8 protein-coding genes are annotated in these 7,587 nt (G+C 70.8%); 1 reads left to right on the top strand and 7 read right to left on the bottom strand.

The features are described from left to right. Positions 1 to 103 precede the first annotated feature (103 nt). Positions 104 to 1,126, bottom strand: a complete 1,023-nt coding sequence (locus tag IG62_RS0133485; protein ID WP_030812201.1) for a LysR substrate-binding domain-containing protein — start codon at positions 1,124 to 1,126, stop codon at positions 104 to 106. A 95-nt stretch (positions 1,127 to 1,221) separates the two neighbouring features. Between IG62_RS0133485 and IG62_RS0133480 the strand changes: the two genes are divergently transcribed. After that, the gene (locus IG62_RS0133480) at positions 1,222 to 2,541 is read left to right on the top strand and encodes an MFS transporter (protein ID WP_030812198.1); all 1,320 of its coding nucleotides are present in this window, start codon (positions 1,222 to 1,224) and stop codon (positions 2,539 to 2,541) included. 120 nt (positions 2,542 to 2,661) lie between these two features. On the opposite strand, the gene IG62_RS0133475 is transcribed toward IG62_RS0133480, so the two are convergent. The 6 genes from IG62_RS0133475 to tgmA all read right to left on the bottom strand — a co-directional run bounded on the left by IG62_RS0133475 (position 2,662) and on the right by tgmA (position 7,571). Beyond that, entirely contained in the window at positions 2,662 to 3,255 is a 594-nt protein-coding gene (locus IG62_RS0133475; RefSeq protein WP_030812196.1) for a Uma2 family endonuclease, read from the bottom strand. A gap of 97 nt (positions 3,256 to 3,352) precedes the next feature. Further along, positions 3,353 to 4,630 (bottom strand): thymidine phosphorylase, encoded by a 1,278-nt coding sequence (locus tag IG62_RS0133470; protein ID WP_030812193.1) that lies wholly within the window; start codon positions 4,628 to 4,630, stop codon positions 3,353 to 3,355. 136 nt (positions 4,631 to 4,766) lie between these two features. After that, a complete protein-coding gene (locus tag IG62_RS0133465; protein WP_030812191.1) occupies positions 4,767 to 5,072 on the bottom strand; it encodes a DUF6087 family protein in 306 nt (101 codons plus the stop codon). Between the two features lie 83 nt (positions 5,073 to 5,155). Continuing rightward, the gene (gene tgmC, locus IG62_RS0133460; protein WP_030812188.1) at positions 5,156 to 6,322 is read right to left on the bottom strand and encodes an ATP-grasp peptide maturase system methyltransferase; all 1,167 of its coding nucleotides are present in this window, start codon (positions 6,320 to 6,322) and stop codon (positions 5,156 to 5,158) included. Beyond that, entirely contained in the window at positions 6,319 to 7,287 is a 969-nt protein-coding gene (tgmB, locus tag IG62_RS0133455) for an ATP-grasp ribosomal peptide maturase (RefSeq protein ID WP_030812185.1), read from the bottom strand. Before tgmB ends, tgmC begins: the two co-directional genes overlap by 4 nt. Then, positions 7,287 to 7,571, bottom strand: a complete 285-nt coding sequence (gene tgmA, locus IG62_RS0133450; RefSeq protein ID WP_030812182.1) for a putative ATP-grasp-modified RiPP — start codon at positions 7,569 to 7,571, stop codon at positions 7,287 to 7,289. Before tgmA ends, tgmB begins: the two co-directional genes overlap by 1 nt. Positions 7,572 to 7,587 lie beyond the last annotated feature (16 nt).

Below are 7,587 nucleotides of genomic sequence, written 5' to 3'. Positions count from 1 at the left end.
GCAATCCCCACCGAGCCAGAAGGCCCTCACCTTCTTCAAGCGCCCTGAAAGGCGTGTCGCCTGTCACCAACGTCCCCGGACAGCACAGCTAGGGCGGCGCCCGTCACCGCGGCAGCAGCCGTCCCCGTCTGCTCAGCAGGAACTTCTTGAAGGCGGCGACCGGTGGGGTGTCGGGGTGGCCGTCCAGCCAGGCCACGCCGATCTCACGGACCGCGCGCGGGGCGGTCACCGTCAGTTCGGCAACTCCCGGGCGCGGTACGGCCGGTGGCGGCAGCAGGGCCACGCCGAGGCCGGCCGCGACCAGTCCGCGGAGCGTCTCGGCCTCCTCGCCCTCGAACGCCACCCGTGGGGTGAAGCCCGCCTCGGCGCACAGCGCGTCGGTGATCCGGCGCAAGCCGTAGCCCGGTTCGAGGGTCACGAACAGTTCGCCGGCGGCCTCCGCCAGCCGGATGCGTTTGCGGGCGGCCAGCGGGTGGTCGTCCGGGACGACCAGCCGCAGCTTCTGCTCGTCGAGCCGGCGGGCGACCAGGTCCGGGTAGTCCGGCACCGGCGAGGTCAGGCACAGGTCGAGGTCGCCGGCGCGGAGCCGTTCGATCATCGCCTCGCCGTAGTTCTGCACGAGCTGGAAGCGGACGCGGGGATGGTCGGCGCGGAAGCTGCGGATCAGTCCCGGTACGGTCTCCGGACCGAGGGTGTGCAGGAACCCGAAGGCGACCTTGCCGGCGGCCGGGTCGACGTCGGCGCGTACGGACTCGGTGGCCCGCTCCAGGTCCGTGAGCGCCCGTTCGGCGGAGGCGAGGAAGGACCGGCCGGCCGGGGTGAGGGAGAGCGTACGGCCGTGCCGGGCGAAGAGCGCGACGCCGAGGTCGTCCTCCAGCCGGACGATGGCGCGGCTGAGGGTCGGCTGCGGCACGCCGAGCTCCTGCGCGGCCCGGGTGACGTGTTCGTGCCGGGCGACGGCGGTGAACTGGGCGAGCCGCGGGGCGAGCACCGCCGCCCACGACCCGACACCGAGTTCGGCCGCCTCGCCGGTCTCCGCGCCGACCGCCCCGCCCCGGCCCCGGGTCGCCGCCCCACTCCGGCTGCGTCCGCCTGCCTCAACATCTTTTCTGTTGCGACCTTGCAACAGCGACCCTTCTGACCTCTGCTCATGCGACACAGCATCGATTATGCCGTTTCCATGCATTGGACGCATGAACTGTCGGGTCCTACGGTCGAAGCATGCCTCCCGCTGATACCGGGGCGTCCGTCACCGACCGTGCGGCCGCCTCTCCCCAGTCGTCCACCAGCTCCTCTTCCTCCGCCGCCGCGCCCGACCCCGAAGCGGGCAAGCTGCGGCCGGGCGGCCCCGGTTACCGCCGGATGAGCTTCGCCCTCTTCGCCGCCGGAGTGGCCACCTTCGCCCTCCTGTATTCCACCCAGGCCCTGCTGCCCGCTATCTCCGGCGACCTCGGGGTCTCCCCGGACCAGGCGAGCTGGACCGTTTCGGCGGCCACCTTCGGACTGGCCCTCGGCGTGATCCCGCTGAGCGCGGTGTCCGAACGCTTCGGGCGGCGCACGCTCATGACCGCGTCGCTCTCGGTGGCCGCGGTGATCGCCCTGCTGGTGCCGTTCGCGCCGTCGCTCGGCGTCCTGATCGCCCTGCGCGCCGTCCAGGGCGTGGCGCTGGCCGGGCTGCCGGCGTCGGCGATGGCCTTCCTGGCCGAGGAGGTACGCGCCAAGGCGCTGGTGGCGGCCATCGGACTGTTCGTGGCCGGCAACAGCATCGGCGGGATGTCCGGCCGGATCGTGACCGGCTGGGTCGCCCAGGGCTGGGGCTGGCGGGCCGCGCTCGGCGCGGTGGGACTGATGGCCGTGGTGTGCGCGGTGACGTTCCGGCTGCTGGTCCCCAAGGCCCGGCACTTCGCGCCCCGTTCGGTCGGCCCGCGGGCACTGGCCCGTACGCTCGGCAGCCACCTCGCCGACCCGCTCCTCCGTCGCCTGTACGCCATCGGCGCCCTGTTCATGACGGTCTTCGGCGCGGTCTACACGGTCATCGGCTACCGGCTGGTCGCCGAGCCGTTCAATCTCCCGCAGGGCATCGTCGGTTCGGTCTTCGTGATCTACCTCGTCGGTACGGCGTCCTCGGCGGCGGCCGGCAAGCTGGTCGCCCGGATGGGCCGCCGCGGCGCGCTCTACCTGGCCGTCAGCACCACCTCGACGGGCCTGCTGCTCACCCTCGCCGACTCGGTCGGCGCGGTGCTCGCGGGCCTGGTCCTGATCACCGCCGGATTCTTCGCGGGCCACGCGGTCGCCTCGTCGTCGGTCAGCCGCACCGCCAAGACGGCCCGCGCCCAGGCGTCGGCCCTCTACCAGTGCGCGTACTACGTCGGCAGCAGCCTGGGCGGCGCGCTGGGCGCCGCCGCCTTCCACGCGGTCGGCTGGCAGGGCACGGTCCTCCTCGGCCTCGCCGCGATGCTCGGCGCCGCGTCGATCACCCTCTACGCCACCCGCAAGGCCGTCGCGGAACGCCGCCTGCTCCACCTGGCCCGAGCGGCGTAACCCCACCCGGCCGGGGCCACCACACGCCCCGCCCGCCCCTCAGCCGAAGGGCCCGCCCCTCCACCTGTCCTGGTGGGGCGGGCCCTTCGTCGTGCTGTCTTGGGGATCGGGCGGTCGTCGTCAGTCGACCGGGAAGACGCTGGTGTCCAGGGCGAGTTCGAAGGGTGCGGGAAGAACCAGTTCGTCGCCGAACTTCACGGTCTGCAACACCCGGTAGACGTCGCCCGCGGGCTCGCCGAACAAGGTGATCGTGGGCCCGGCGGGGGCGAACCGGTCGACGAGCAGATACAGCGGGACGCCGGCCCGCGCGTAGCCCGCCGCCTTCGCGATCCGGTCATTACTCGCGTTGGACTTCGAGGTGACCTCGACGATCAGCTTGGCAGTGGACGCCGGGACGTACTCGCCGGTCTTGTCGAGCACGACATCGTCCGGCACCACGGCGAGGTCCGGGATGTAAAGGCCCTTGCGCAGGGGAATTCCCGTCCCGAGCGTCTGGTAGATGTCCCAGTCCTCCGGGAGCACGGCGTACAGACGGCGCTGGACCTTCGCGGCGATGAAGTTGTGGTTGTTGTCGGGCGGCGGTGACACGGTGACGATCCCCTCGATGATCTCCACCTTCCAGCCCTCGCGTGCGTCCGCCTGTTCCCAGATACGGACGAGGTCGTCCCACTCGGGGCCGGTGCCCGCGGTGTGGTCGACGGTGAGTGCGCTCATGGCGGTCTCCTCTATCGGTACGTCACCGATCCCAGCATGCCGAACGGGACCGGCGCCGGTCCACCGATCCCGTTCACCCGTACGGGAAAACCGCAGGTCAGCCGATGCGTTCCAGGACCACCGGGCCCGCCGTGAAGGTGGTGTCGGGGGCGCCGATCAGCACTCCGCCGTCCAGGGCCTCCAGGGCGTAGGGGAGCTTTTCAGGGGTGTCGGTGTGGAGGGTGAGGAGGGGCTGGCCGGCGGTGACGCGGTCGCCGGGCTTGGCGTGGAGTTCGATGCCGGCGGCGGCCTGGACCGGGTCCTCCTTGCGGGCGCGGCCGGCGCCGAGGCGCCAGGCGGCGAGGCCGACGGCGTAGGCGTCGAGGGTGGTGAGGGTGCCGGTGGCGGCGGCGGTGATGGTGTGCTGCTCGCGGGCGACCGGGAGCGGGGCGTCCGGGTCGCCGCCCTGGGCGGTGATCATGCGGCGCCAGTGGTCCATGGCGGAGCCGTCCGTGAGCGCCTTGGCCGGGTCGGCGTCCGGCAGACCCGCCGCGTCGAGCATCTCGCGGGCGAGGGCGAGGGTGAGGTCGATGACGTCCTGGGGGCCGCCGCCGGCCAGCACCTCGACGGACTCGCGGACTTCGAGGGCGTTGCCCGCGGTGCGGCCGAGCGGGGTGGCCATGTCGGTGAGCAGGGCGACCGTCCGCACGCCGTGGTCGTTGCCCAACTCGACCATGGTGGAGGCGAGTTCGCGGGCGTCGTCGAGGTGCTTCATGAAGGCGCCGGAGCCGACCTTGACGTCCAGGACGAGGGAGCCGGTGCCCTCGGCGATCTTCTTGGACATGATCGAGGAGGCGATCAGCGGGATGGACTCGACGGTGCCGGTGACGTCGCGCAGCGCGTAGAGCTTCTTGTCGGCGGGGGCCAGGCCGTCGCCGGCGGCACAGATCACGGAGCCGACATCGCGGAGGACGTCCAGCATCTCGGCGTTGCTGAGGTGGGCGCGCCAGCCGGGGACGGACTCCAGCTTGTCGAGGGTGCCGCCGGTGTGGCCGAGACCGCGGCCGGACAGCTGGGGCACGGCGGCGCCACAGGCGGCGACGAGCGGGGCGAGCGGCAGGGTGATCTTGTCGCCGACGCCACCGGTGGAGTGCTTGTCGGCGGTGGGGCGGGGCAGCGAGGAGAAGTCCATCCGCTCACCGGAGGCGATCATCGCGGCGGTCCAGCGGGCGATCTCCTTGCGGTTCATACCGTTGAGGAAGATCGCCATCGCCAGGGACGACATCTGTTCGTGAGCGACCTCACCGCGGGTGTAGGCGTCGATGACCCAGTCGATCTGATCGGGGGTCAGCTCACCGCGGTCGCGCTTGGTACGGATGACGGAGATGGCGTCCATGGACGGTTTCCTTTCGAACGGGTAGGTCCCATCCCCGTTCTACACGCATAGATGCCGGGTGGCCAGGGTGGGTGTGGGCGGGGATGCGGCGGACCTTCCCGTCCGGCGCGGTGCAGGCCACGCGGCCGGACGGTCCCTAGCGCTCCGACCTTGGCGCCCGGGGCTTACGGTGCTTGCCGGTGCCTGCGCCGAGCTTGGGCGCAGACCCCGGGGCCGGGGACTCGATGACCTCGGGGTACAGGATCCGTTTCGCCTCGGCGAGGTTGGACGCGAAACCGTGGGGTTCCCAGGAGTATCCGTTCCATCGCTGGATGACACGGGGTGCATCCGGGTTCAGATGCGCGCCTCTGGGGCCGTCACCGGTGACGAGGGGAATTGCGCGGAGCCGTCCGACCTTCGCGTAACGGCGCTCCGCCCATTCCGACAACGGTTCGTCGTCCATCTCGCACCTCTCGCATCCTTACGATCCGGCGGCTGCTCCCCAGGAGGGTAGGGGGCCGCCGGGGTTGATCGCTTCGCGCTCTTTCATGCGAGGCGGTGGTGCCAGCGCAGCGACGGGCTGTCCTCGATCCAATAAGTGTGGGCCTTGCTGTCGATCTGGAGCTGTACGGCGGTGATGTCGGGGCTTCCCGTGTCCTGCCATGCGGTGAGGGCCTGCTCGATGTCGTCCCACAGGGCCACCGGGCCGCCCTGGCGGACGGTCCAGCCCTCGCCGTCGGACGTGAATTGTGCGAAGGACTCGCGCTCCGGGTGGAAGAGGTACAGGAGCTCTGGTCCTTCGCGCGTCGAGGCGCGAACGAGGTGTGCGCCGGGCGCGGCAAGCTGGGCGAGGAAGGCGGGCATCCACTCCGCCAGCATGACCGGCGCTACCTTCACCGCGCGCTCGCTGTCGGGGAAGGCCGTGCGTGCGGACAGGTCGCCGGCCGGCGGGACCACGGCTTGCGCCCGAGCCTGCATGAACGAGGAGCGGCCGATGATCCGGCCCTCGGCGGTCCCGTCTTCGCCCACGGTCACCTTTGCCAGACCCGTGCCGTAGGGCCAGGAGCCAAGGGTCGCGAGGATGATGCCGCCCGGCTTCGTCTGCCGGATCCAGGTGTGGGGGATGCGGCGTACGGCACAGGTGGCAATCACCCGGTCGTACGGGGCGCGGCGGGGGTGCCCCAGGAGCCCGTCCCCCGTCACGGTCCATGTCGAGAACCCGGCTGCTTCCAGCGCGGCGTCCGCGCGGGCCGCCACGTCGGGGTCCACCTCGACCGTGGTGACGTTGTCTTCGCCGAGGCGGTGGCACATCAGGGCCGAGGAGTAACCGGTGCCGGTGCCGATCTCCAGCACCTGGTGCCCGTCTTCCACGTCCAGGCTCTCGATCATGCCGACCACGGTGACGGGCGTGGTGGACGAGGACGTGGGCACACCTGTCACGAGGTCAGCGGCCTGGTCGGCGGTGAGGTGACCATCGAGCTGAGTGGTAAGGGACTGGTCGCTGTAGGCGATCTTCGCCCACTCCGCCGGGTTGGCTCCCACCGCTGTGACCGGTTGCCAGCGGCCACCGTCCACGGGCAGGAAGACCCCGGGGTTCAAGAACAGCTCACGCGGTACGGCCTCGACCGCCGCCCGCCATTGGGGGATCGAGAGGACACCGGCCTTCTCCAGCCGGTCGGCAAGGGCACGTCGCTCGGGCGCGGTTTCCGTCATGGGGCGGGCTCTCCTCGGGTCAGCAGGTCGGCGAATGTGGCGGACATTTCCAGGCCGGTCTTCTCTTCCAGCCACCCCCATTGGCCGTTCGGATTCAGCTCCAACCACCAGTAGTCACCCGCCCGGTCGACGGCGAGGTCGAAGCTCCCGGACACCAGCCCGAAGCGGTCCAAGTAGGCAAGGAGCGCCTTGTCCACGTGGTCCGGCAGGTCTACCACGCTGTAGGAGAGGGCGGAGTAGTCCTTGCGCCAGTCCAGGAGGTCGGAGTCGATCCGCACGGAGAACGCTCGCTCGCCGACCACCAGCACTCGCACGTCGGCGACCTTGTCCACGCGGGCTTGGAACAGGTGCGGTGTCACGCGCACGCTGTCATCGATCTCCGCGGCGGTGACCGGGTCTGCCCACCCGGTAACCGGAACTCCGTCTCGCTTGTACGAGGTCCACCGCAGAGTCTTGTAGATCACCTGCCCGTGTGCGGCGATGAACTCCCGTGCTTCATCCGGGTCATTGGTCACAAGGGTCGACGGCACTGTGAGGCCAAGCCGCTGGGCGACAGCGAGTTGAGCAGGCTTGTAGTCGGCCGCTGCGTTACGAAGGGGATGATTGACCCATAGCGGGCCTTCGAGGGCGAAAAGGGCACCGCCGAGCCCATAGCGCACTTGCGCGGCGGCGAACCGCGCATCGTCGTCGCTCAAGTACGGGAAGTCGGGCCAGGCTGGGCGGCGCCAGTACACCGCTCGCACGTGATCCAGGTCGACGGTTCTCGACAGGGTACGCACCTGCCCGGCCACTGGGGCCGGGCCGGCGCCGAACCGGGCCGAGACCGTCAGGCATCCGCCGAAGTCACCGGGGTTGAACCTGACCACCGGCACGTTTCGCCGGTTGAGTTGGGTGATCACCATGTCGGCGGTGACATCGTCCGCCTCGGTGGCCACCAGTACCGGCCTCTCCTCGTTCGCAGGCATCAGTCCTGCTGGCTGTCCTGGTCGTGGCCCTGGTCGTTCTGCGAGTCCGAGTTCGTGGTCGTGGAGGTCTCGGTGCCGGAGCTGGTGCCGTGCTTGCCCATCTCGACCACCTGGCCGGCATGGTCGCGGAACACGCCGAGTTGCGTGGCGGGGTCGACGGTGACCGTGGCGTGCGGACGGTGCAACGTGGTCGGATACGGCGCGAGTCGGCCGGCCCCCCAGGGGCGGGTGCCGGTGAGGTGCGTAGTGGACGTGGCGCTCTCGATCTCAGCGGTCGCGGCCATGCCGCGCCCCCTTTCT

This window comes from Streptomyces sp. NRRL S-337, from assembly GCF_000720175.1.
GTDB lineage: Bacteria > Actinomycetota > Actinomycetes > Streptomycetales > Streptomycetaceae > Streptomyces > Streptomyces siderophoricus.
Note: the sequence above shows the minus strand (reverse complement) of the source record. Positions and strands in the feature narration are given on the sequence as shown.